This is a genomic window from Cellulomonas sp. NPDC055163, from assembly GCF_053607065.1.
Genome location: NZ_JBSGSU010000004.1, coordinates 188,634 through 213,741, shown reverse-complemented (window position 1 = coordinate 213,741; position 25,108 = coordinate 188,634). Strand labels below are relative to the sequence as shown.

Below are 25,108 nucleotides of genomic sequence, written 5' to 3'. Positions count from 1 at the left end.
GGACGGCAACCTAGGGTGGGTCGGTGACCACGGAAGCGCCGCTAGCGTTCCTTGACGCCCCAGTACTCGAGCACTTCGAGACCCCTCGCCAGTTCACCGATGACGCCGTGGGAGCCGCGGCAGAGAAGCCAGGTGTCCACGTCGTCTGGGCACCGGACGGGGAACTGCTCTACGTCGGGTCGAGCGGACGGACCCGCACGCGACTGCGCCAGCACCTGACCGGAGACCGCACGGCTTCGACGTTGCACCAGAAGGTCGGGAAGCTGCTCGATGCGTCCCTCGCCAGACCGGCTAGTCGAGACGAGATCGCAGATCGCCTGCGAGCGGGCTGGCTCGCCGTGGCCTACACCGATGAACCGACGGCGCTCAAGGCCCAGGTGATGGACGCTTTGAACCCGCCCCTCAACGACGTCCGTCCTGCTGGGCACGGCACGGAGGGGCGCACGAGCGCGGCACGGTGGGACCGGATCCCAGCGCTCGTCGAGCACGTGCTTACCTCGCTGAGCCGCCGAGCGGGGAACCCACGCAGCGCAGAGGTCTACCGGGAGGCGGTCGAGGACGGGATACCGGGCGCCTTTCGCGCCGTCCTTCCTGAACGGTTCGGCGTCCGAGGGCGCGTCGGCGTCGGTGATGTCGCGGACGTGCCGTGGGTGGGTGTCTTCCGCTCGTCCAACGCGTCCGCGAAGAGCGGGGTCTACGTGGTCCTGCTCTTCGCGGCCGACGGCTCGCGCGCGTACCTGACCCTCAACCAGGGCACGGAGAGTGTGCGCGGGGGGACCGCGGTACTCCGCAAACGGGCCCTCGATGTGCGCGATGCCCTACCGCCGGCGAGTGACCTTCTCACGAGCATCTCCCTGGCATCTTCGGTCGAGCGGCCCAAGAACTACGAGGCCGCCACCGCCTACGCCACCGTCTACGAGCGCGGATCACTCCCAGACGCAGAGCAGTTCCGCGCGGACCTCATGCGCTTCGTCGAGATGCTGTCCGCGTTGGAGGATGCAGGAATGGCGCTAGATCAGGAGTACGAGCCGTCGCACCTGCTCCTGAAGTGGAACTCGGATCGCCGGCCCTCCACCGTCACCGACCACCGCGCGTTGGCCGACCAGCACGGCCGGGTGTGGTGGGGCAAGTTCGGTCAACTCCGCCCGCTCAGCGCTTCGCTGGAGGACCTCAATCGGCAGATCGCGGGCGGGACCCTGACCCACTGCTACCTGTACCGCCGGGACGAGCTGTGGCGGACCCGCCTGCACGGCCTGACCGCCGATGCCGACAAGGTCGACCCTGCGCGTCTACCCGACTACTACAGCGCCGACGAATGCCAGGTCTTCGTCGAGCTCTCCGACTTCGAGGAGATGCCCCCGGGTTGGGCGTTGGAGAACCTGCTGCTGGCCAGCAACCCAGACCCTGCCGCGCTGCCGGGAGCGCTCGGCAACCAGACGAGCCCGCTGCGCGTCTACGAGCGCCGACGCACCGACTCAGGTGCGAGACATGAGCACGTGCCCGCTGATTCTCTTGAAGTCGCCGCTGAGTCACCAGCTGGGCTCGACATGGAGTGGCTCGTCGAGCAGACCCTGTGGGACCCGGCAGCCTTGGAGGATGTCCTCGAGACGCTGCAGCGGCGACCGCAGATCATCCTCGCGGGACCGCCCGGCACGGGGAAGACATGGCTTGCCAAGGCGCTCGCTCGCTACCTGACCGGCGACCAGCCGCTCGCGTCCCGGGTCCTACAGATGCACCCGTCGTACGGGTACGAGGAGTTCATCGAAGGTCTGCGCCCAGAGCCGCACGAGAACGGACTGGTGTTCGACCGCGTCGACGGCGCAGTGCTGAGGATGGCGGCAGAGATGACCGAGACCGCGACGCACCCCAACGTCATGATCCTCGACGAGCTGAACCGAGCCAACGTCCCCAGGGTCTTCGGTGAGCTCCTCTACCTACTGGAGTACCGCGACGAGCCCGCCGACCTGATGTACTCCACCGGATTCACGCTCCCTGGGCGCCTGCTCTTCATCGCCACGATGAACACCGCTGACCGGAGCATCCGCAGTCTCGACATCGCCCTGCGCCGCCGCTTCGAGGTCTTCGAGTGCCCACCGTCTCCTCAGGTCCTGGCGAAGTACTACGAGACACACCGGTGCGAGGTTCCTGGGCTCCTCAAGGGCTTCATCGAGCTGAACCTGCGGCTGACGCAGCTCCTGGACCGCCACCACACCGTGGGCCACTCGTTCTTCATGGCGGACGGACTCGACAACCGTCGACTGCGAGCCGTGTGGCAGCGTCAGCTGCAGCCCTTGTTCGAGGAGTACTTCTTCGACCAGCCGGAGACCGCTGAAGGCCTGCGCATGGAGGAGTTCTGGCCTGATGCGGTCGACTGAGGTCACGCTCGTCGAGTCAGTGACTACGCGCCTTACACTCACTGCAGAGCAGGCGAAAAGCCTGGCTGCGCTGGGCAGGCGCCTTGCTGGGGCACGCGAGTGGTGGGGTGCGTCCTCGAGCGCGGCCGCCTCACGGGACCTGCCGAGCGCGATCACGGTTCGCCAGGCCACCGCCACTGCGTGGGACATACGCGTGAATGACGCCATCGGCGTCATCGCTACGAGTGGAATGAGCCTCGTCGTACAGCCGAAGATCCCCATCTCGCACGCTCTGGCCCTGCTCGCAGCCGCGGGTGTCATCCCTCGGATGGACGCCTCGCACGCGCAGCTCGCGGAAGGGGACTCTCTGTGGGACCTCATCAGCCGCTGGTACTGCGCCACGATCGAGGACGTCCTGCGTCGCGACCTCATTCGGGACTACCGCACGACCCAAGACGTCCTGCGCGTCGTCCGAGGCCGTGTCGACGCGCCTCGCACCGTTGCGAGCATGGTGCGCGGAAACCTCGCCGTGCACTGCGAGGTGCAGGAGTTCGACGCTGACAACCCCGCGAACCGCATGCTCCTCGCCGGCTTGCGAGCCGTCAGCTCTTCGCCGCGGACCCGGCCGACGACAGCCGTTCGTGCAGCTCGCGCTGCTCGACGGTTCGACGGAGTAGGCCCACTTACGGCTCCCGACCACCGAGCCACCGACCCCCGCGATCGCCACTACGCACCCGCACTCATCCTCGCGCGACACATCCTCACCAGCACCGCACGAAACCTCGACGATGGTCCGGCGTCTGCCTGGGCCTTCTTGCTCCGCACGCCCGAGGCCATCGAGGAGGGCATCCGCCGCACGATCCAGGCAGCGCTTCCCCAGCATCAAGTGACCAAGGGCGCGCGGCGTCTGGCCCCGAGCACGAAAACCCTCAACCCCGACCTCGTTCTCGACGCTGGCCGCGCCGTCGGGGACGTCAAGTACAAACTGCACTCAGGCGAGTGGAACAACTCCGACCTCTACCAAGTCGTGGCGTTCGCCACCGGCTACCGGGCAGACCACGCCGCGGTAGTCACGTTCGCCCGCCACGGCCGCGAGGAAGCGCTCCCCGTGCTGCATGTCGGCGACGTGAACGTGGCGCACCTGTGCTGGCCTGCTGACGCCAGCCTTTCTCCGGGTGAAGCCGCTGATGTCTTCAGCGCCGACATGCGAGCCTGGGCCCGCTCCACACAAGCGGCAACGGCATCGGCCACCCGGTGAGCGAAACACCGACTGCCGGGAGGAGAGCGGTGAAGCGCCCCTCCCGGCAGTGTCGCGTCAGGCGGCGTCGATGAGCTGCTTGACGGCCTTGGTGATCTGACGCAGCCCGTCCAGCGTCACGGTGGAGCCGCCACCCGACGGTGTGCCCGTGCTGTCCGACGAGGCAGACCACGACATGCCAGCCTTCTCCACGACACGACGCGCCACGACCGGCATGGGACCGGACTCCACGCCGACGCGCAGCGCGATCGCGTCGAAGAGCGCCGCAGGAACGCTGCTCCCGACACCGATGCTGAGCCGAGTGATACCCAGGAGGTCGCACAGGTAGTTCAGCGCGTCCTGCTTGGTGCGCAGCGCGGCCGGCTCGATCTCCTCGACCAGGACGTTGGCTGCTGCGACGCGGGTCTGGAAGGCGTTGCGGACCTCAGCGGCCGTCGAGCCGTCCTTCTGAGGCTTCGCCACGACCACGCCGGCGGTGACCCAGCGCGGGTTGTCCGGAGAGAAGAACTCGACGCGATCGCCGCTGCCGTACAGGGCCCGGCGATTGCCCGTGACCGGATCGATGACCGTGCGCACCCCGTCCTCTTCGAGCACCACCTTGCGACCGCCGAGAGCCCCGACGAGCTCGGGGTCCATGCCCTGCGTGCGGAGGTAGTTGGCCAGCCGCACGTATGCGTGAACGAGAGTGGCAGACCCCGCGACAGAGTCCCGGCGGTACTCCTTCCGCTGAGCCAGGCTTACGCGCCCAACCTCGGGAACCGCCGCGACCAGCGCATCCCAGAACCGGAGCAGCCACGCCAGCTCCGTCTTGCGCGCGTCCGGGTCGTCCACGTCGAGGGTGTAGCCGTCCTTGAAGGCAGTGAACAACGTGTTGTACGCCACCAGCTTGCTGGACTCCCGCGCGACGCTGTTCTGGATCGTCTCGACGTTGTCCAGGCCGAGGTGCGGGCTGTTGTACACGAGCTCGCGGACGAGAACCTCGAGACCATCCCGCTGGTAAGAGTGCTTGGCCACCGTGGCGTTGACCGGCTGTCCGTCCTGGTTGTAGCTGTCGAAGACCGCGGGCTCCGTGAGTTCGTCCGGAGCGGCGCCCTGCACCGGAACCATCCAGACGCGGACCGAGACCGGACGATCCAGATCGACCGTCGGCATCGGCGCCTTCGCTGCGTCGATGATCGAGCGATGACGCGTCGCGCTATCGGGAGTCCGCAGCTGCGGCTCACCTCCGTCGCGGCCTCGAACGAAGAGCCGGCCATCCTCCTCGTCCCACTCGATCTCGTTGAACGTCGGGTCCGCGTTCCACGACAGGTTGCCCAGGATGCCGCGACCACGAGAGAGCTGCTCGGTCCAGCGCTTCTGCCGGTCGGAGGTGCGCTTGAAGCGCTCCCCACCGCGCTTCGTCACGACCTTCGCGTGATCGGGGCGGATGTTTCCCACCTCGAGGATGCCGGAGTCATACAGGCTGACGATCTCGCGCAGCGTGGTGCGGAGCTCGAAGACCTCCTCCCCGCCGTCGCTGGAGAGGAACGCGGGCTTGAAGGTGAGCTGAGTGCTCATACTGGGTACCCTCCTAAGGGTCCGTAGTGGCTACATCGGACATGCACCGCACCTCGCTGGCGCCAACCTACGTGAGGTGCGGTGCTCTGACTCTACGTAGCCTACGTAGGATCCGTCAAATTGCGACCGGGATGCGCTGGTCCGGACTCGTCCACTCGTCGAACGCGACCTGGTGAACGCCACGTGGCGCCCTCAGACGGCCTGGCCCGGCGCCGACACACAGATCTCCCACGTGGACACCCGGCGGAGCTCCGCGAGCCGCTGACATGGCCGTCGAGGCTCTGCGTCCACGCGCACCTCGCGAGCCGCGTGCGTCGACCGCTTCCTCTAGCCCTCGAGGAAGGGCGCGCCCTTGCGCGCCGGGTGAAATTTTGGACTAACTCTTTGCTCGGAAGCCATACAGGGCCAATGTGGGCGCTATGTCGCACAGAGGTCGCAGCGCAGCGAAGAGTCGTTCACGCGTTCTTGGAAGCGACTCACGGGCGGCGTCATGAGCGCGCCGACCCCAGCTGTGGAGCACAATCATGCGTGCGAAAACGCCGCACAGGCGGACTGCAAGTGCTTCTGCCACGGAGCCGGTCATCAACACGACCTTGTAGCCCGCGCGGCCTCCTGTTCCAACTCGGCGGACATGACCGCGCTCCTAGATGACCTCGAACGGGCGTTCGGCGGCTTCCATAGTAGCGAGCGCGATGTCGCTGTGCCGACACGCCGCGGCCGGCCCGTGCCGTCCGCCATTGCCGTAGCGACAATGTCTTTAGACGTCAGAAGCGGGGCGAGTTGGCTTGAGACGCTCCTCGTCGACGAAGGGCTGCACGCGTTCTTCATCGCCGTGGCGAATGCAAGTCTAGCTGCCACCGACGTCGAACGTCTCGCCCGGCGCGATTTTGTCGATCGGCTGACGCGAGACGCCATTCCGATCGTTCGCTCGGAAGTCGCTGCACACACCGTCGTCGACTCCCACATATGGTGCAGCATCGTTGCACGTTTCGCGAGCAGGCACCTGCCCGCCTCCGTGGCATGGCCACTCCCGTCCCGCTTCGGGTCGATCTGCTATCCGAGGAGATCGCTGGGGCGGACTCCGCCTCGACTGGCGTCTGTCGAGGCGGATGGGCTTGATCACGTAGCGGCTGCGTACGCGGCGCAATCATCGCTAAGCACCGCCGACAAGTTGAGTCTCTTGCGCTTGATTGGCGCGGCGACGTGCCCAGACCTTTGGCATCATCCCGCGGCCGTGCGGTTCTGCTTAGCCCCCGTAGTTGACACCGCCGGGTGGCCATCCCCCCAAACGACGGTCATCTCGGTGAATCCCCGGTTCACGACACTCCGGAGCCGTTGGTCGCGCAAGTCCAACTGGTGACTGGCGGCTCCAGCGCGGCAAGAAGAGTACCGGCCTCAAGCGGCACTCTCCTGCCCAATAACCCACGCGGTCTTGCCGAATCGGCCTCTATGGGATCAAGGCGCCGGCTGCGCCGGCGCGGCGCCTCCGGGCGGCGCTGGCGCGCCGTCCTCGGCGCCCGTCCCGCGGAAGCGTGCAGGCAGATGGACGGGCGCCGAGGCGACGTGCCGGCGAGGCGTCGAATGCAACGCCACACGATTCACGCACCAAACAGCCGGTACATCTCGGCCCTAAGCGTCTGAAGAGCGACCGACTCGTGAAGCGCCCCCTCGAGACTCGTCAGCATAAGCCGCAAGTGGCGCTGGAGCCCATGGGGCGGCGCGAACGTGCGCTGCAGTAGACCAGTTAGGAGTCGCACCCACAGATCGGGCCACTTCTGTATGCCGCCCGTCGGCAGATCGAATCCGTGCCATAGACCGTGAGCCGGAGCGAGTCCCACCTGCGCCCTCAGCAGCGCATCGATCCCGGCTCGAAGCTCAGGCTCGCTCCGAACCACCAGGAGCCAACCGACCAGCGCAGTCACTTCAGCCGCGGTGAGCGTGCGTGGCACACCTACGACCCTTCGAGAAAGATACGGGAACATCCACCGGCGCCACAACGATGCCTGCGCGTCTGGCTCCAAACCCGCTACTTGTTCCGTCACTTCTTGCAGCCACAGCACTGTAACGTCGACGGGCGATCCGGCTGTGAAGTCAGTCAACCATTCAAGACGCAAAGAGTCGTCCATGCCGCTGTGAACCGCGACGAGTGCGGCGACACGAGAAAAATCCTTGGCGATTCCCGCGGATGGCTCAACCTGGCCAGCCGCCTGCGTTATCCATCGCAAGAAGCCATCGTCTAGTAGATCGTCGCTCAACTGACCGCTAAGGAGCACCGACCACAGCGCCTCGATTTCAGACCATGGGTGCAGCTCCGGATCAATTTCTGAAAGGAGATGCTCTCGTGCCCATTGCGGGTCTACTCTATGAATGAAGTTGAGTTGCCGCAGCAGAGCCGCTTGCGCTAGTGGGGCAAAGGAGGATGGTGTAAGCAAATCTTGTAGGGCTGCCGCGACCTCGCTCGACAGTCCCCCTCCGGGGTAGACCCCTTCTCGCGCCTCTTGGACTGCGACGCCGATCCAGTACTCGGCCAAAATTCCCGGCGTCGTGTTTATCGCCTGCGTGTAGAGGTCTGAACTCGCCACAACCTCCAAGTTCCTCACGGCGGCACATGCTCGTCGAGCCAGTTCGCGACCCTGCGGTCGGGATATCCATCTATCGCGAAGGGAAACATCGCTCGTCCAGGGGCGCAGAAGCCCGGCGAGCTCGTGATCCAAACCTTGGAGGTCGATGTCTAAGAGACGGCTGGCCACACCATCCAGCTGCGCGTCTGACATCGTTGCACCCGACCAACCAACGATGATGCATGCGCGCACCACCTTGGACGCTACGGGCCACAGCAAGAACCCGTCATCCGGCCACCTTTCAACAGTCCGAGCCAACAGGTTCCCGGCACCCCACCAGCCGAAGTCCGCGTCCTTCGCAGGGTGAGCCTCCAATTGCTCAGTCGCATCGATGGCGTCGTCGTCGATCATCCGGTGTAACTCATCCGGCTGCCACGGCCAGTCGTCTTCGATGCTTCTAGAACTCACCGTGACAAAACTACGGAAGGAAGACTGGTCATCTTCCCTCCACTTTGGGTACGTTGTCTGGATGGCGCTCAAAGCCTCCGGAGCGCTTAAGTCCGTGCGGTGCCTGGTCACCCAGTGCAGCAAGTCGAAGACCGAGCGGTCGCGGGCGGACTGTGCTAGTGGATCGCCCTGCCGACCACGTGGCTGCGGTCCCTCGGCGATCCTGTCCACCAGCATAGTGATCTGCTCGTCCGACATCGCGGGAAGACTCACCGCGAGCAATTCATAAATCTCGTGTCGAAGTTCCCTATCAAAGACGGCCTCGCGGTCCCACAAGATAGCCTCAAGGTCGGACGGTTCCGACGTCGATCTGGCGAGATCATTCAATGCGAGCCGTCTTAGTAGGGGCGCGTTGCTCGCCAGCCAAATCGAGCGGAAGACTACAGCGACCTCGGGCGAGAGCCGCCGCATTTCGGCCAGCGTGTCCCGCGCGAGGTCAATCAGCACGTCTGACGGGTCTGATCCGCCGCCCTGTCGGTCCTGCTCGTGAGGTTCGATCGATGCGCGCGCGAAGGACCAGCGATCGAAGCCGCTCCCATAGGTCTTGATGCGGTAATGAGTAAGCTCAAGATAGGACGTCAGCCAATTCAATACCTCACGGAGCCCATCGTCGTCCGGCGCGTCGCGAAGTCGCCTGATGCCTTCCCGGAAATACCAGTCATCTGTCAGGTCGGGCGGCTGAAATCCGCGGTGCCATACAGGGCGCGACTCTTGCCACTTATTCGCAAGATGGTCCACGAGCAGTAGCGAGTCGGCCCAGGACAATTTGACTTGGGAGGCCCAAAGGAGCCCCAAGGAGTATGCCTCAGTCCGTCGCCGATCCTCATGGCGCAGTAGCCAGCGCAGCCAGACGGAACGCTGCTTGTCATCTACCTCTTCATAGGTAATCTTCTCCAGAACCGCCGAAAAGAGCGTGTCGTGTATTGGCCCGGACGCCTGTGCGACCGCGTGTTCTAAGCGCTCGCCTTCCTCGGTGCCTATCCCTTCCCGGGCTACCCAACTTGCGACACACCGGAGAATCTCAGAGTGGAAGGGCTCTTTTTCGTCGCCGACGAGGAAGCGGAACGGCTTCCGCTGGACCATCCAGTCGATCCACTCTGCGCCCGTTGCCACTCGGCACACTTCTTGAGCCAGTCTCGGATCCTCAACCGAGGCCACCAAAAAGTCATGGTCGTCCGGATCGGCGGGCGGTGTGCCTCCGGAGAGCAGGCGAATGTGGGCCGCGCGGTCGAAAGGCGTGTCGCGCGCCCATGTCCCCCATCGATTGAGTAGATCTACGACTAGATGGTGCTCGCGGTGTGCGTACAAAATCGGCGAGATGCGTAACCGCTTCCACTTAGCTGGGTCGTCCTCGTCCGTGATGATGTACCTGGCTCGCGCCTGTGAGGGTAAACCTTTGGCCAGATATTCCATCATTCGATCATTGTGGCTGTATCCGATGAAGCACACGACGAAGTGCGCGAAGACGTCGCGCAAGAAATCTGGTGCCCAGCCACGGGTGATGTAGGCGGTGCCGAAGTCTGAGTCAGTGACAACGAGACGCCTCGCCGGCTGTCCTAGGCGTCCGTGCAGGTGCACGAGCCCCTCAAAGTCATTCCCCGCCGGGAGTGCGGGTGCCTCAAACACGGCATGTCTAACGCCAACCTGCTTCAGGGCGTTGTGGAGGTGGTTGTCGTAATTGGTGGTAACAATGCGCGGGTGTCCGGAAGCTGTCGCCAACTTGGCCAGGGCATCGTGAAGAGGATTCCTATAGCGTCCTAGCCGTATTCGCCGTTCGACCAGTCCGTGCACATCGATCGCAGGGTCAGCGTCGAGGCGCCCTAAATATACGTCCGGCTCTGCTAGGTCCGCCCCGGTCGGCGGAGTGGACGCCGTGAGGTGTGCTATCTCTCTGGTCAACTCGATGAAACTTGGTAGTTTTGTCGGTGCGGGCATCGACGCGCCCGCGCCCACGAAGAATACGACCTCGCCATCTGAGTGAGCGGCGATCAACTCTTGCGGCACGTCGATCTTGGCGAACCTCACGACCGACCTGCCGCATCTGTAGACACCACTTCGTTGATCTCCTCCGCAGTCCGCGCAAGCTGGGACGACGCGCCGTCGCATCGCCAGCCTAGAGTGGTCGGCGTGCTCGGCGGCTGTCCGACCAGGCGGTCCTCTCGTCTGACCCTGTGTCATCTCCCCGCCAGGGACTCCCGTCCAGGTCCCCCGCGCTTGCGCGCTTTTCGGCACCGTAGACCTTCCTCGAGCGCGCGAAGTCGTCGCCGTCGGGGAAGATAGCAGCGATGCTGAGTGAGTGCAGGTATGCAACGAGGTCCGGGCGGAGGGGTTCGGTAGGGCGTACCGCCCTCTAGTGGTCGTCCCCAAAGGGCGCGTAGTCGGAGAGCTGAGCAACGGCCGTGCGCAGCTCTCTGCGGGTACCGATGCCTTTTGCCTCGATCAGCTCACGGTCGGTTACGTCCCACAGATTGCTGTAAAGCGGCGCGATCTCTCCCGGAGGAACCTGTCAGCGCTGGCCGACGGTCAGTTCGACGCCGCGGGTGCGGAAGAACGCCACTGGGTCGACCGGGACCCCGCGGACGTGCGTCTCCAAGTGAAAGTGCGGCCCCGTCGCGACGCCCGTGTTCCCGGACAGGGCGATCACCTCCCCGCCTGCCACGACGTCTCCGGGTCGAACAAGAACCTGCGACAGGTGCAGGAACCACGTCTCCGCCTCGTCGGCATGCTCGACCGCGACGATCAGCCCGCCGCCGCCGTACCACGTGACGGTCGTAACCACGCCGTCTGACGCGGCACGCAGGGGCGTCCCTACAGTCGCCTGGAAGTCTGTGCCGGCGTGTAACTTCCACACGCGATGGACGGGGTGAAGGCGCATCCCGAACTCCGAGGTGATCGGGCTGGTCAGGGGAGCAGTCCATGACCCGCTGAGGATGATCTCCCCGTCAGCGGTCGCCGGGCTTTGATCACCAGCGACGTTGGCGGCACAGAAGGCGTCGATGTCGAAGCCAGATGACCGGTAGTCCTCGACGCTGAGGATGCTCGCCGCGCCGCTCATCTCCACGCGAGTCGGTGCAACAGCCATCGGCGCAGCGAGGGGACCAGCAGCTCCCGTCAGCGCCGCCAGGATCCGCGTCGCCCGCGCCTCGTGCTTGGCGTACGCGTTCGGGAACGCTGACCGTTGCACCTTCTGAGCGGCGACGGTGACCGGCATCTCCATCCAGCCGTCGATCTCGAGCAGCCCTCCCGGGCTCGCCCGGCCGGTGCTAGGTCGGAAATGAGGTGAGGCAGGGCCGCCGAAGAAGGCGCGAGCCGCGAAGCCGGCGTCGGTGACCTGCTCGGGAGTACCCCATCCCTGTGATGGGCGCTGTTGGAATGGCCCGAGCGAGTCGCGGTCTCCGTAGTTGAGCTCGCGCAGTCCGGACTCCTGCAGGGCGGTCGCGATTGCGATCACCAGTCCGCGGGTGCCGACGCCGGCAGCATAGCCGGCGGCGATGATGGCCTGGGCGACCGCGATCTGCTCGCTTTCGCCAGGGCCAAATCCGTCAACGGCGCCGCCCTCGGGGATCTCGAGAACTGCATCGACGGGCGCCGGGACGTAGCCCGCCTCTGCTCCTCCAGGAGCGCTCGCAACGTCGAACCCCATAGTTCGACACGTCGCACGAGCCTGCTCGTCTGCTCCTCCGGCAGAGACGCTGGCGCCGAGCCCCGCGCCTACGAGGAGCGCAGCCACGCTCACCAGCCCGATGAACCCGAGGAGGCTGCCGCGGTGGCGGAGCAGCCATGACGCGCCTTGCAGCGCTGCCCACTTCGCGAGGTAGGTCAGGATGTCCATGTCACCTCCTTCGGCGACGCGGCGTGATCAGGTGGTCGGTTGCACGTCCGCGGCGAGCCACACGCCGTCGACGAGCTGGACGAAGACCCGCACGAACTCGCCGGTGGTGGGTACGTCGAACACGCCTGCCTCCGCGTTGGCGGCGACCCGGACCGGCTGACCGGCGACAGTCACGGCGGGGACGTTGCTCGGGTCCGTATCCGTCAGGGCCTGCAGAAACTGTGGAGTCGTGAGCGGTGCGAGTCCGGCCTGCCAGGCGGTCGAGTCGAGGTCGGGCCGGGCCCAGGCGGCGATGAACTGCGCCGTAGCCTCCTCGGCTGCCACGAGCGGGTCCTGATCGGCCGGGTCGTCACTCCACGCATCGGTTCCGCCGGCGCCGACGCCGGGTCGCTCGGTGCGAGATGAGGTGGGCAGGGGAGTACCAGTCGAATGGGACGGCGGCACATCACGTTGCAACTGAGCTGCGTTCGACGTTCGCGTTTCGTGAGGAGCCGTGGTCGGCGCTGCACCGCGGTCGTTGATCGCACCGAGGAGCGCGATGGCGACGATCCCGGCCGCGACCACTCCGAGGAGGCGCCAGGGGGAGTGGAGAGGCCAGCGGACGAAGGGGCCGAGGAGGTGCCACATCAGCGCTCACCTTCCGAGCCGTCCGCGTCGTCGTCGTCCGCTGATCCAGGGCGAGCGGGTCGCCAGAGCGTGAAGACCTCTTCCCCGTCGACGTCTCGCACGTTGGCCTCCGCGATCCCGACGGGCATCGGGTCCTCGGGGCGCATCAGCCGAGACGATGCGGGTGCGGCAAGGTCCCCGTCGGCCGGGGTCGCCACGTGAGGCCGACCGGTGCCGCGATAGTCGCTCGGGGGACGGCCGTTCGGTTGGTCGCCGAAGTCTCCCGCGGTGAGCGCCGGATGTTCGCGCCAGGCCAGTCCTCGGTTCTCGCGCAGCACGCCTCGCTCGAGAGAGCCGTCCGTGATCGCCGATGAGCCCGCCCGCCGCGCGGTCACGCCACCTCCGGTCACGAAGCCGATGTCGTTCCCGGGCTGCCGTCCGTCGTTGTCGTGTGAACGCTGGCCCGTAGCGACGAACGTCTGACGAGTGGCTACCGCTGTGCCGGTGGTCCCGGGCGGACCGCCAGGCAGAGACCCGGCCGCCGGGGGAGCGGCATCAGTCGGCCGCGAGCTGTGAGCTACAGGTCCTGCACTTCTCGACGCCGGCTGCTCATCGGACAGCGCCGCCTCGTCGATCCCGGCCTTCACCGCGCCCTTCGTCGCAGCCGCGTCCACGGCGAGCCGCCCCATCCGTCGCAGGAGGCGTCCGCCGGGCATGCCGCTCTTGGGTCGGAAGAGCTTGAACAGGATGAGGGGCAGTGCGAGCGCGATGACCGCCTGCACGCCGAACGGCAGGTCGGACTGGAACACCGAGGACATGAGCGTGAGGTTGATCAGCGCCCCGATCCAGTACAGCGGTCCGAGGATCAGGAACCGCCCGAGCTGACCGACCACGCCGATGACCCAGCCGCGCGCGAGCTCGAGCATCCCGAACACCCCGAGCGCCGGTGCGAGCGGGATGAACAGCCGGGTGACGGCGTAGGCGATGACAACGAATACGCCGGCCACGAGCAGGAACGGCATCGTGATGGCGGCCATGATGGCGACGGTCGCCGCGGCGTCCCAGCGGCCCTGGTTGCCGGTGAGCTGCTGGTAGGCGAGAGGGTCGGCGGTCTCGACCTTCGCCGCGGTCGTGGCCCACAGGTTCTTCTTCTCCTCGATGATCGCCTGCCCCGCGGCCGGGTCCTCGTCGAGGGTCTCGGCTTCCCACCACGTCATGTGCGAGGCGCGGAACAGGTCCGGTCCGTGCTCGCGGGCGACGGCGCTGTCCGAGGAACCGAGGGTGCCCTCGAGCCATCCGGAGTAGAGGGTGTTGCGGTTGATCGTGTCCATCTGCAGCCTCAGCGACGTCGTCGCGTCGTCTGCACTACCCGTCGTGGTAGCGCGGGCGGAGGCGGTGACCGTCTCCTGGATCAGCCCGTCCACCGCCTGCGCCGACGAGACGGGGTAGCTCATGACATACGTCGTCGCGATGAGAACGAGCAGCGCCCAGGCCGCCGACGTCACGGCGTTGGAGATCTCCGCCCGCGCGGCTGCGACCAGCACCGTCCCCGCCACGAGGATCAGCGCCACGGAGATCCACGGGGTCCACACCCCTGACCGCACGGTCTCGGTGGCCTCTGTGATGGTGCGGTCCAGTGGTCGCAGCCAGGTCGGTTCGACGACGAATCCGAGCGTGCTGTGCACGAGCGCGTTGGTGCTCGCGGCTCCCGCCAGCAGCAGGTTGCCCACGCCGGTGACGAACGCTGGGCCCCAGCTGGAGCCGGGCACGCATCCGGTGTCGTAGTTGACCCAGCGGTAGCTGTAGCCGTAGACGTCGGAGATCGCCACGTCCGTGTCGGTGAACGGGTCGCCGGGATCGGCGGCTGGGTGGCCGGGGGAGAGTTTGCCGGGCAGGCCAGCGGTCGGCCGGTTGGGCGCGGGCGGCGGGGCGCAGGCCTTCAGCGCGGTCACCACTGGTCGTGCTGGCGCGGCTACAGCCGACGACAGTCCGGCCGCCGCTAGAACCGGCCACACAGCGAGGGCAGCGGCAACGATCACCGCGATGCCGAGGCGCCGTGCCCATCTCCTAGTGCGGGTTGGCATCACGCCACCCCCTCGGTGCCGTCGCTGACTACGCGCAGCGACCGTCTCTTCGTCGGGTCGGCCGTCGTGTCGAGCGCCGCGGACAGTCCCGGGTGGTTGGTGAAGTCGATGCGGATCTTCTCGATGCCGCCGCGGCCGCCGTCGCCTCCCATGCCGTCGCGGAAGATGAACTCGCGGGGCTCCTGGTTGCGCTCGTTCGACCGGCGTGAGCGTGGACTGAGCCGACCCATCACCGTCTCGTATCCGACGCCGACGGGCAGGCCGAGCAGCCGGCATGCGTCGGCTTGCGCCTGCTCGTCTGTGGTCTTCCCGACGAAGGCCGCGCCGACGAAGTTGTTGATGTTCTGGCCGAGCACGTTGCTCGCGTTCTGGGTCGAGAGCAGGGCGGCGATGTTGTGCTTGCGGGTGTCGGTGGCGACTTTCTGCACGAGCGTCGCGCCGGTGCCGACTTTGGTGATCTCGTGGGCCTCGTCGATCGCGATGCCCTTCCGCTCGTGCACGTCGGCCCGGTACACGTTCCGCAGGGCCGACCACGCGGCGAGGTTCATGATCGGCCGGCTCATCAGCTCGTCGTAGGACCAGTCCTCACGCGGCTTTCCCTCTTGCGCCTGCACCAGCCCCTTGAGGTTGAACACTGTCAGCCGCGGCGTCCGGGCCTCGCCTCCGTCGTGACCTCGACCGGGCGTGGCGAAGAACAGCCGAGAGAGCTCGCGCTCCTTCGCTTCCTGAAGCCGCGCGTGGATCGTCCGTCCGACAGCGTCGTCATGGTTCGCCCGACCCTGCAGTACCGACAGCACCGCCTCGACTGTCGACTGAGGTGTGGCCGCCGACGCGGAGATGGCGTCGCGGAGCACGCTCTGCACGTCTTCGCGCACGGCGGTTGCCGGCGGCAGGCACCACCGCAGCGTGTCGTAAGCGAGGTCCCGTCGCTGAGCCTCCGCGGCGCTCATCGCCAGGCGCCAGGCGACCTCAGGTTGGTCCTCGTCGGCGAACCACTGCAGCAGCGGGTTCCGCACCATCGCGTACGGGTTCAGCGTGCCCGGCTCGGAGTCGAGCAGGTTGACGTTCAGTGCCATGCCGCGGAACTCCGGCAGGGTCGTCAGCGCCCCGAGCCGGCCCGACGGATCCATGATCGTCCAGGCCACTCCCTGTGCACACGTCTTGTAGACGATGCCGCCCATGAGCCAGGACTTCCCGGCACCGAGCCCGCCAACCAGCGGCACCAGCCCCGACCCCTCGACGACCTCCGGGCCGTACCAGGGGTCCCAGGTCACGGCCCGCTCGGCGAATCCGGCGGTGTACCCGAGCAGGACTCCGCGCTTGTCCCCGACCTCCGCTGTCGCAGCCGGCACTCCGGAGGCCAGCTTGAGCACGGGCATGCGGCGGGTGTGGCCGGAGTTGGCGAGTGGCTCGCCGGGGACGAACTCGCGGGCCAGGCGGTACTGGTCGAACTCGCGCTCGAGCCGGATGTTCGGCTTGTAGAGGTTCTGCACCGCGGTCGCCCGCGCCAGGGCTTCGTCCTCCGTCGGGGCCGAGACGGCGATCCGGAACCAGCCGCGGGTGCGGGTGCGCAGACCGTCGAAGCCGGAGCGCATCTCGTCCTCGACCTCGCTCGCCCGCGAGGACTGACGGCTGAGCTGGCGAGGCGGCTCCTTGTCGTGGTCCTTCATGTAGTGGTCGATCTGCGACACGATCCGATCGGAGAGCTTGTTCATCTCGCGCGACGTCTCCTCCGGGCGTCGCACGTCGACACGGAAGGACCACTCGACCGGGAAGCGGAGCTTGTCGGTCTTGGCGATCCAGGGCTCTTCCTTCTCCGGGATGAACAGCTCGCCCATCCGTCCCACGGTGAGCACGACGACGTGACGGACGAGCCGCCGGTCGCCCATCGTCGACTCGATCCGGGTCGACAGCGCCAGCGGTTCCGCGGTCCAGTCCACGGCGCCGGCGAACTCGTCGAGGTCCTCCGTCGTCCAGGAGAACTCCTCGACCGTGTCCTGCTGCGGCACCGGGCACCCGAGCGCGAACGACCGAGCCAGTAGCCACGCCATGTCGTTCCCGACCGCGGGGATCGCCTCGATACCGGGCCCGGTCATGATCGCGTCGGTCTCATCGAGCTTGGCCTGCAGCGCGGCACGTTCGCGGCGTGCGACGTCCGAGACCACGCGGGAGGTCACGTCGACGACGGTGGATCGGGTGCCCAGGTCGACCCCGAAGTACACGAGCTTGTCGCTCTGCATCCGGGTCGCGAGCTGGAGCTGATCGCGCTCGAGGATCTGCTCGAACCCGCGGGTCGGTGCGGGGGAGTTCTTGTAGGCCGCCTCTGCCCAGCTCGCGACCGGGTACGGACGATTGGTGATCCGTCCGTACATCGTGCGCCCGGTCAGCTCCGCGAGCTGTCCCGCCATCGCGGAGATGAGTGCCTCGCCGTCCGCCACGGAGCGGAAGCTCCACATCTGCGGATCGAGCAGGTACCACGCCGTCATCCGCCGGTCGGTGAAGGTGACGTGGTTCGCCACTCGCGAGAGCGCCCACTTCATCTGCACGCCGTGCGACTTCGGGACGTCGGGGTAGGAGGACCGGCGCCGGGTGCCCACTGCTGGACGCCCGGTCGCCGACTCCTCCGAGGGGTCGTACTCGATGAGCGGCTCCTCGGCCGCCTGCGGCTTGCCCTTGGCGAACAGGCCGGTGAGGTTGACGTGCATCAGGACCCCTCGCTTGCTGCGCGGTTCGCGTACGAGCGCCACCGACGACGCCCCGAAGGCAGCTCGTGGACGGCGCAGATCTCGGTGGTGCGGGCTTGGAACGCCCGCGTCGGCCGGCTCCGGCTGCCCTTGGTGAGAGCGCGCCGGGCGGTGAGCTCGTGCGCCATCGTCTGGATGAGCACACCGACGGGACGCTCCTGGCTCGTGTGGTCGACGATCCATCCCGTCAGCCAGCCGGTCCCGATCGCGAGCAGCCCTATAGAGAGGAGTGAGTATCCGACTCCGCTCTGGTTGACCGCGACCAACCCGACCAGGAACACGACCGGGCCGATCAGGATCGCGCGGTACCGGAAGCGACCGATGTACCGCCCCGGAGGCCCGAGGTACGTCTGGTCGACGTCGTAGATCTCGTCATCGTCGGGCAGGCGCATGACGCACCTCAGGCCGATCGGAACAGACCCACGAGCCAGGCGCCGACGTCCGTAGCCGCGCCCGTCGTCGCGAGAGCCAGCACGGCGACGCCGATCACGGCGCACGCACTGATGGTCACGACCTTGGAGATGTTCCCGTTCTTCCCAGCCCACAGCGCCGTCGCCGCGATCATCAGCAGGATGATTGTGATGACGTTGTCCTGGATCCATGCCGACAGGCCCGTCGTCCCGAAACCGCCGACCTGGGTCGCCAGCGCGTGCGCGTTCGATACAGCCCTCATGACTGCCTCCGGTGAGGATGTGTCCTGGTTCTCTGGTGTGGGGCGCGTGACGCGCCTCAGGACGTCGAGCACCTGCTCGCAACTCGTCGCACGCGTCATTGCGCGCGAGGCCCCCTGCGTCGCTACCGGACGCACACTTCAAGTTCCCACCCGCCAGCCGTGGCTCGCGGATGCCACGCGGGCGACACACAGAATCACCGACGCTGGGCGTGCCCCCCGGTGCCCCCCGCACCGAAAATCGTGTGCGTCGTGAGGCACCGAAGCACCGTGTTCACCGCTGCACCGCCCTGCCGGAAGGCGCACGGAACGCTCTCGTAATGAGAAGGTCAACAGTTCGATTCTGTTAGGCGGCTCCACGAAGGAAGGGCGCCTTGCCCGGCGTAGTCGCCCGGCAAGGCGCCCTTCCTTCGCAGAACGCGCCGAGGTCGTCATGGACGCGTTCTTTCAGCGACGTTCGACCGCCCGCCGGACCGCGCGGGCGATCTCCGGCCGAGCGATGTCGCTGTGAGCGCCGCTCGGACCCGAGCCGTTCGCGATGACGGCGTCGGCGTTGAGGTTGTAGACCGTCCCGCCCTCGAAGGCGTACGCGTCGCCCACGTCCTCGACTCGCTCGCGCACGACCCGGAGCCCCGGACCGTTGGTGCCGAACGTCCCGACAGCGCCGTAGAGCGGGAGCGCCGTCCCGTACTCGACCTGCGCACGAGCACCTGCGCCGAGCGGGTAGAAGGAGCGGAGCGCCCGGTCGTGCACCGAGGTGGTGACGAGGACCGGGCCGCTGACCAGGCTGTCACGCACGAGGCCGTGGAAGTACCCGGGGTGTCCCGGGCGGGCCGGGATGTCGTCGCTGAAGGACCAGTGCGACATCGCGCCCTGGAGCAGCACCAAGGTCGTGACCGGGCGGCCGCCGCCGCCCTCGATCGCTGCGCGGGAGACCGCGGCGCACGCGACGATGCAGCCGAAGCTGTGCCCGGCGACGTGGACCCGTGTCTCGGGTCCCGCGGTCCGCTGGAGCGTGGCCAACAGCCGCGCGGCGGCGTTCTCGCCGAAGTGGAGTGCCCGCCGCTTCATCGCCCAGAACGAGAGGACACGCAGGGGGGCGAGCAGCCCGCCCATGGACAGCCCACCGAAGGACACCGCGTCGACCACGTCGAGGAGCAGCCCGGCCTGATAGGTCTCCTCGGCGTCGAACGGCTCCCGGTCGGCTCCCGGCGGTGCTCCCGCACCGGCGGCGCCGAATGCGAGGTTGGTGTCGATCGTCTCGTACGCGCGCCTGACCTCGGGGGGAAGCGTCGGGGGAGCCGCGTCGTCATGCGCCGCGGCGAGAATCGTGCGCAGCGCCGCCTGCGTGGTCTCGTCGTCGCCCAGGCTCTCGAGGTACTCCTCCGTCGCAGGTCCGAGCCCGCCCTGCTGATGCTCGGATGGTGCAGTGTCCTGCGGTACGCCGCTCGCCGCCGGACGCTGCACTGCGTCGACCCCGTACGCCAGGCTCGTCAGGTCCTCGTCCGCCCACGCCTTGCTGGGCCAGTGGAGACCGACGAGCAGCGGGCGGAAGCCGCCTGTGCGGTCGTGCAGCCGAGCTCGGTCGACGTCGCGTGCGGCCATCGCGTCGACCCACGCCCCGTACTGGTCCAGCGCGTCGCGCGGCCCGGAGTTCCATCCGTGACTGAAGAGGAAGACGTCCGTCGGCTCCTCCAGCTCGACCGCGTCGACGAGCGCGGCGCTCGCCGGCCCGGCGGCGCCCGCACGTTCCGTTCCTTCCCGGTCGAACGCGACGAGGTGGTATGGGACGTCGTGGTCAGGAGACCGCTCGAGTGACACGTCTACCTCCGTCGTGCTCGCGCTACGCGCTGATGGTCGGTCGGGGCGAGGACGGCGCACGCACCGCCGGGTCGCCGAGAACGAGGAAGTTGCGCGCGTCGTTCGTCGCGAGCCACAGCTCGGCGAGCGTCCGGTCCGGCACGTTCAGCCCGGAGCTCCGCATCCGGTGCTGGAGGTTCACGAGGTCCGTCGCCGACGTCGCGTAGCTCGCGTTCACGTACTCCATCGCGAGCCCGATCGGGGCGCCCGCCAGGTACGCGTCCACGCACGAGGTGAAGCGGATGATCCGTGGGTCGAGCCCTTTCCACAGGAAGCTGCAGTTCCACGCCCGGTCCACATGCCCGACGAACGAGAGGCAGCCGCCCCTCGGGTGTGCCAGCAGACGCTGCGGCAGCCGCGCCACGAACGGTGGGTCCGCGCTCGCGGCAGGCGTCGGCGCGTGCAGAAAGTCGGAGACGTCCGGGGTCCCCGCGCTGTAGCAGGCGAAGCTGAACACCACGTTCGGGGCGACGGCCCGTGCCGTGTCGAGGTCGGCGCCGCTCAGGTACTCCTCGCCGGTGAGCGGCTGGGTACGTGTCGGTCCGCCCCAGTCCTGGCACAGGAGCGCCCCCTGGATGTCCCGCTGCCGCGGGCCGGCCGTCCCCACCCCGTGCGTCGCGGTGAACAGCAGGTCGAGCGGCCGGTCGCCCTGGAGCAGCTCACCCAGCCGGCGCTTCGTCGCACCTGCCGCGAGGTCCGCGTCGACGTCGGCGCCCGCCTCGCGGAGGTGCTCGACGAGCGGGAGGGCGAGCCGCGAGGAGCTCAGGGCGGTCGGCAGATCGGCAGGGTTGCGCGGTGCGAAGACGTACGAGACCCCGGACGCCGTCCTGTCCCGCTTCTCCGCCGCGACCACGTTGCGGGCGTACTGCGCATACTCCTCCGCGGTGTCGAAGTGCACGCGCCCGACGGCGTACTGCACGTCGAGCTGGTACTGCAGCGAGAAGGAGATCTGCTCGGGGCTGCCGACGAGGAGCAGGTAGTACGGCAGCTGCCGGGGGTCGACGACGTCCATCGTCGCGACCCTGTGGCGGAGCAGGAACTCGTGCTTGCCCTCGGACCGGTGCACGCCGTCGCTGGGGCCGGTGAGCATCCGGAACAGGTCACCGGACTGCTCACGACGCCAGTCGCACAGGGGTGCGAGCGCGTCCCGGACGTCCGGTCCCACGTCGTCCGCCGCGACCAGGCACCAACCGACCTGCCGCAGGTCGTCGGGTGCCCGGCCGTACACGACGCCGAGGTGGTCCTCGGTGTCCGCGCGGTGACGGGCGGCGAGGTCGGCGACGTGCGCCGGGTCGCGCGCGTCGCCGCGGACGGCGATGGCGAGCTCCGACAGGCGCGTCGGAGGGAAGAGCGCAGCCCCGGTCTCGAGCTCGACGCCGTTGAAGACGAGCTCGTCCTCGTCGAGGTGGGGCAGGTCGTCGAGGCCCATGCTGTCCGACATCGTCACCTCCCGCCGGTCAGACGAGCAGGAGGGTGACGAGGACGAGGATGACGACCGCCTCGGCCGCGGCGAGGTAGCCGATGCGGCTCGTCGAACGCAGCCGGCTCATGAGCGCACTGCGTTGCGCGTCCGCGTTCGACGCCCGCAGGAAGTCCCGCTCGACGTCGGTGAGGCGCGTCGTGGCGACGGACGGTCCGGGCAGCTCGGACGGCGTGAGCAGGAACGCGGGGTGGTGGTCGAACTGGTTCCACTTGTGCGCCGCGATCTGCCACGGTTCGAGCTTTTCCCACCGCCACGTCTCGTTGCTCCGCTGCACGGCCCGGATGAGGCGGTCGTGGGTCAGCTCGTACCACGTCGAGCCGCCCCGCACATCGCCCCGGACGAGGTAGCCGTCCTCGAGCTCGCGCAGCACGGCCGAGGGGTCTGCGGTGGCCGGCTGCTCGAGCGTCTGGCTGCGGATCGAGTTCTTGGTGACGAGCTCGGTCTCGAACCAGTCGCGCAGCACCCGCTCGTCCACGCGGGTCCGCGCGACCACAGTCGCGATCGTGTCGCCGTAGTAGCGCGTCAAAGCCTGGTCGATGTCGGCGTACTCGTGGACGTCGTGGAGGGTGATGTCGGGGAAGTCGTCACCCCGCTCCTTGCGGATCTTCTTCCACAGCTGCCGGCAGACGACCTGGAGCTGGAACGGCTCGACGTACCGCGCGGTCCGCTGGACCGTGTCCTTGCCGGGCTGCTGGACCTCGACCGACGCGAGCCTGCGGCCGAGCTCGGCGGCGGCGTCGGCGTGGAAGGTCACGCCCTGTTCCCGGCTCGGGACCTGCATCGCCAGTTTCGCGTCTTCGTGCGTGAGGAAGTCGAGCCGGTACCGCGTCTGGAGGAACCCGGGAACGAGGTCGAGGTACCGGTCCAGTCCCCCCATGTAGTCCTCACGGATCGACAGCAGCGCCCAGACGGGTCGGGTCCTGAGGAGGTCGCCGAGCTCACGGAAGAACCCCTCCTGGGCGGACCAGTCGGTCGGGTCGCACGTGAGGACCTCCTCGAGCTGGTCGATGACGAGCACGGTCATCGGCTCGAGACCGGTGTCGGGCCGCTCCTGCTCGGCCTCCCACCGGATGACCGCCTGCAGCAGGGTCGTCGCCTCGGACGCCGGCGCCGAGGACCCGGCGAGCAGGTAGCCCACGAGGCTCTGGATGTACGGGTTCCCGTTCTGCAGCCCCGTCGGCGTGCTGACCCGCAGCCGCGGGGTGACGTGGAAGCCCTCGCGCTCCAGCTCCCTCACGACGCCTGCCTCGATGAGCGACGTCTTGCCGGCGCCGGAGGGTGCGTGCAGGAGCACGACCTGATTGGCGATGACCAGGTTGGCGAGCTCCTCGGACTCCCTGCGGCGGTTCGGCAGCAGGTCGCTGCGGTCGAACTGCCGCGGTCCGCGGAACGGGTTGCGGCGCTGGCGCTGCGGAGCTGTCGGCACGACGGGCGCACCTGGCGCCGAGGACCACTTCATGTCACGATCCCCGTCCGCTGTCGGTACTCGTCGAGGAACCGGCGGGTGTCGGACCAGTAAATTCCGACGTTGTCGCTGTCGAGGTAGGACTCCAGGTACTCCTGTGCGGACTCGGGGTCGATGTCTCGGGTCCCGGGCGTCAGCTGGACGCCCACGTGCGCGTTCCTGCGCAGCAGCGTCGTGCTCGACGGGTAGCTCTTGATGCTCTGGAACACGACCTTGAAGTCCCAGTCGTCGAGGTTGTACCCCAGGAACATCAGCGCACGCTTCGTGAGCCGCTTCTGGACCTCGTCCGGGACGGTCGTGCGGCGTGCGACCCAGGCGACGAGCCACTCGAAGTAGTCGTCCTCCGTCAGCACGAGCGAGTCCGGGTCGTCCATCCGCCCGAACAGGTGGTAGATCAACGGCCGCTCGACCGTCGGCACGAAGTTCTTGGGCGGCCGCTTCGGCCAGTCGGCGTGGTCGGTCCACTCGAAGTAGGCGGTCTCGGGGGTCCGGCGAGGCGTCCGTGCCTCGAGCGCCTGTTTCAGCAGCGGCGTCCAGTTCGTCGTGATGTAGACCGGGACCGGCATGCCCGCGACCACGCGGTACGCGTATCCCTCGTCATTCGCGAGCAGCCGGCGACCTGCGGCGAGGATGGCGTCCTGCGGCGGCTGGTCGGCGTCGACGCCGTGGAACGGGTCGTCGGGCCTGTCGTGGGCGTCCTCGACCCGCTGCTCGATCTCCTCGCGCAGGTACTCGGCGACGCGCATGGCGATCGCGCCGGGCGCCCGCAAGTGCACCTTCAGGTACTGGGCGACCTTCGACAGGTCCTCGCGGTTGTGGGCGGCGAGCGGCATCTGCCAGTGCTTCGCCCACCGTTCCGCGATGGCCTGCCGCGGGCCGATGATCTCGTCGCTCATGCCCGGGCCGAGGACCGGTGTGATCTGGTACTCCGTGTTCTGCGGTGCCGCGAGCTGCTGCCAGAGCCGCTCGCCGTCGCCGGTGAACTGCGCCTTGAAGTAGCTCCGGCCGGTCCGCAGCCGGGAGAAGAGGACGGGCACCCACCAGTCGGTCCGCCCCTCGTCGCGCAGGACGCGGCGCGCGGCTTGGACGGACCGGTCGATGACCCCGTCGTCCTGGAGCTCGGTGAAGAAGCGCTCCGCGAAACGCCGTGCGGTGTCGACGGCCACGTTGCCCTGCATCGCGATGACGGTCGCGACGCCCGCGGCGGCCAGACGCGGTCCGAGGCCGGCGAGCACGCCCTCGTCCGTGGTCGTCTCGGCACCCCCCGGGCCGGCGGACTGGCACGAGCTGAGGAGCGCCAGGGTCGGGCGCCGGGGCAGCGAGGCGACCATCTCCTGGAGCCGACGCGCGTCCACGTCGTGCGCCGTGCCGTCCGGGTGCTCGAGGAAGATCATCGGGACGTCCGTGAGCAGGGCGCCGTGGCACACCAGATAGAGGATGTCGATGTCCTTGGCGAGCTCGCGCGCGATGTTCGCCAGTGTCGCCGTGCCGCCGCCGTCCAGGAACACGGTCTGGATTCCCGTCAGGGCCTGCTCAGCGTAACGGCGCTCCTTGTCGACCTCGACCCGGGCGAGGGGGCGGCCGTTCGGTGTGAAGGACTCGATGTCCGTCGGGCTGGAGATGGCCACGAGCGCCCGACTGGCGCGCCGGGTGCTCCACCGCACCGTCCGGAAGTCCGCGCTCGTGAGGTAGCGCGAGAAGAGCACGTCCGGGGCCGTCGCGACGGGATGGTCCTCCCGGGGGTCTCGCAGCAGCTCCCACCGCACCCGGTGCAGCGTCGGCGGCGCGTCGAGCGTCAGGCGCACGTGCATCGGCGTCCCCTGGGAGCGCGCCCGGCTCTTGTCGTAGAACGTGGCGACGTCCTCGCGGAAGACAGCGCGGCTGAGCTCGGCGGCGTACCGGTCGACGTCGTTCGCGTGCAGCGCCAGCTGCTCGAGGTCGAGCAGCAGCAGCTCGTCGGGGTGCTCCCACTCGTCGACGTTCTGGTCGGACCGGACGTATCGCAGACCGACGTCGAACGCTCGGTCGTCGTCCTTCCAGCGCAGGGCGATCTCGAGGTCTGCGAACGGCTCCACCATGCCCCACCCCCCGGTGCCGGGCTCGACGTGCGACGGCGCACATGTCCCG

14 protein-coding genes are annotated in these 25,108 nt (G+C 67.9%); 2 read left to right on the top strand and 12 right to left on the bottom strand.

Going from position 1 to position 25,108, the window contains the following annotated elements; translation table 11 throughout:
* Positions 1–23 precede the first annotated feature (23 nt).
* Both ACWFNE_RS09365 and ACWFNE_RS09360 read left to right on the top strand, forming a co-directional pair.
* On the top strand, positions 24–2,375 hold the full coding sequence (locus tag ACWFNE_RS09365; protein ID WP_452122150.1) for an MrcB family domain-containing protein: 2,352 nt from the start codon (positions 24–26) through the stop codon (positions 2,373–2,375).
* Positions 2,376–2,568: 193 nt separating this feature from the next.
* Positions 2,569–3,612 carry a 5-methylcytosine restriction system specificity protein McrC gene (locus tag ACWFNE_RS09360; protein ID WP_452122149.1) on the top strand — a complete coding sequence of 348 codons (1,044 nt, stop codon included), beginning with the start codon at positions 2,569–2,571 and terminating at the stop codon, positions 3,610–3,612.
* 57 nt (positions 3,613–3,669) lie between these two features.
* On the opposite strand, the gene ACWFNE_RS09355 is transcribed toward ACWFNE_RS09360, so the two are convergent.
* The 12 genes from ACWFNE_RS09355 to ACWFNE_RS09300 all read right to left on the bottom strand — a co-directional run bounded on the left by ACWFNE_RS09355 (position 3,670) and on the right by ACWFNE_RS09300 (position 25,059).
* Entirely contained in the window at positions 3,670–5,169 is a 1,500-nt protein-coding gene (locus tag ACWFNE_RS09355) for a DNA sulfur modification protein DndB (RefSeq protein WP_452122148.1), read from the bottom strand.
* 1,598 nt (positions 5,170–6,767) lie between these two features.
* Positions 6,768–10,262 carry an SIR2 family protein gene (locus ACWFNE_RS09350; protein ID WP_452122147.1) on the bottom strand — a complete coding sequence of 1,165 codons (3,495 nt, stop codon included), beginning with the start codon at positions 10,260–10,262 and terminating at the stop codon, positions 6,768–6,770.
* Between the two features lie 481 nt (positions 10,263–10,743).
* Complete coding sequence (locus tag ACWFNE_RS09345; RefSeq protein ID WP_452122146.1) at positions 10,744–12,069, bottom strand: M23 family metallopeptidase; 1,326 nt, start codon at positions 12,067–12,069, stop codon at positions 10,744–10,746.
* A gap of 27 nt (positions 12,070–12,096) precedes the next feature.
* On the bottom strand, positions 12,097–12,696 hold the full coding sequence (locus ACWFNE_RS09340; protein WP_452122145.1) for a hypothetical protein: 600 nt from the start codon (positions 12,694–12,696) through the stop codon (positions 12,097–12,099).
* On the bottom strand, positions 12,696–14,759 hold the full coding sequence (locus ACWFNE_RS09335) for a hypothetical protein (protein ID WP_452122144.1): 2,064 nt from the start codon (positions 14,757–14,759) through the stop codon (positions 12,696–12,698). The genes ACWFNE_RS09340 and ACWFNE_RS09335 overlap by 1 nt, the downstream gene beginning before the upstream one ends.
* Positions 14,759–17,464 carry an ATP-binding protein gene (locus ACWFNE_RS09330; RefSeq protein WP_452122143.1) on the bottom strand — a complete coding sequence of 902 codons (2,706 nt, stop codon included), beginning with the start codon at positions 17,462–17,464 and terminating at the stop codon, positions 14,759–14,761. Before ACWFNE_RS09330 ends, ACWFNE_RS09335 begins: the two co-directional genes overlap by 1 nt.
* Positions 17,464–17,895, bottom strand: a complete 432-nt coding sequence (locus ACWFNE_RS09325) for a hypothetical protein (protein WP_452122142.1) — start codon at positions 17,893–17,895, stop codon at positions 17,464–17,466. Before ACWFNE_RS09325 ends, ACWFNE_RS09330 begins: the two co-directional genes overlap by 1 nt.
* Before the next feature lie 8 nt (positions 17,896–17,903).
* On the bottom strand, positions 17,904–18,176 hold the full coding sequence (locus tag ACWFNE_RS09320) for a hypothetical protein (protein ID WP_452122141.1): 273 nt from the start codon (positions 18,174–18,176) through the stop codon (positions 17,904–17,906).
* A 444-nt stretch (positions 18,177–18,620) separates the two neighbouring features.
* Positions 18,621–19,994, bottom strand: a complete 1,374-nt coding sequence (locus ACWFNE_RS09315; protein ID WP_452122140.1) for a hypothetical protein — start codon at positions 19,992–19,994, stop codon at positions 18,621–18,623.
* A 22-nt stretch (positions 19,995–20,016) separates the two neighbouring features.
* Positions 20,017–21,474, bottom strand: coding sequence for a hypothetical protein (locus tag ACWFNE_RS09310; RefSeq protein WP_452122139.1), 1,458 nt, complete (start codon positions 21,472–21,474; stop codon positions 20,017–20,019).
* A gap of 16 nt (positions 21,475–21,490) precedes the next feature.
* Positions 21,491–22,975 (bottom strand): ATP-binding protein, encoded by a 1,485-nt coding sequence (locus ACWFNE_RS09305; protein ID WP_452122138.1) that lies wholly within the window; start codon positions 22,973–22,975, stop codon positions 21,491–21,493.
* Positions 22,972–25,059: a CHAT domain-containing protein gene (locus ACWFNE_RS09300; protein ID WP_452122137.1), complete on the bottom strand. Its 2,088-nt coding sequence runs from the start codon at positions 25,057–25,059 to the stop codon at positions 22,972–22,974. The genes ACWFNE_RS09305 and ACWFNE_RS09300 overlap by 4 nt, the downstream gene beginning before the upstream one ends.
* Positions 25,060–25,108: the final 49 nt, after the last annotated feature.

Excerpts from the sequence above, each read along its gene's own strand:
- ACWFNE_RS09340 (WP_452122145.1), bottom strand. The coding sequence starts at position 12,696 with ATGTGGCACCTCCTCGGCCCCTTCGTCCGCTGGCCTCTCCACTCCCCC.
- ACWFNE_RS09335 (WP_452122144.1), bottom strand. The coding sequence starts at position 14,759 with ATGCCAACCCGCACTAGGAGATGGGCACGGCGCCTCGGCATCGCGGTG.
- ACWFNE_RS09325 (WP_452122142.1), bottom strand. The coding sequence starts at position 17,895 with ATGCGCCTGCCCGACGATGACGAGATCTACGACGTCGACCAGACGTAC.
- ACWFNE_RS09300 (WP_452122137.1), bottom strand. The coding sequence starts at position 25,059 with ATGGTGGAGCCGTTCGCAGACCTCGAGATCGCCCTGCGCTGGAAGGAC.
- ACWFNE_RS09345 (WP_452122146.1), bottom strand. The coding sequence starts at position 12,069 with ATGGACATCCTGACCTACCTCGCGAAGTGGGCAGCGCTGCAAGGCGCG.
- ACWFNE_RS09330 (WP_452122143.1), bottom strand. The coding sequence starts at position 17,464 with ATGCACGTCAACCTCACCGGCCTGTTCGCCAAGGGCAAGCCGCAGGCG.
- ACWFNE_RS09310 (WP_452122139.1), bottom strand. The coding sequence starts at position 21,474 with ATGTCGGACAGCATGGGCCTCGACGACCTGCCCCACCTCGACGAGGAC.
- ACWFNE_RS09320 (WP_452122141.1), bottom strand. The coding sequence starts at position 18,176 with ATGAGGGCTGTATCGAACGCGCACGCGCTGGCGACCCAGGTCGGCGGT.
- ACWFNE_RS09305 (WP_452122138.1), bottom strand. The coding sequence starts at position 22,975 with ATGAAGTGGTCCTCGGCGCCAGGTGCGCCCGTCGTGCCGACAGCTCCG.
- ACWFNE_RS09355 (WP_452122148.1), bottom strand. The coding sequence starts at position 5,169 with ATGAGCACTCAGCTCACCTTCAAGCCCGCGTTCCTCTCCAGCGACGGC.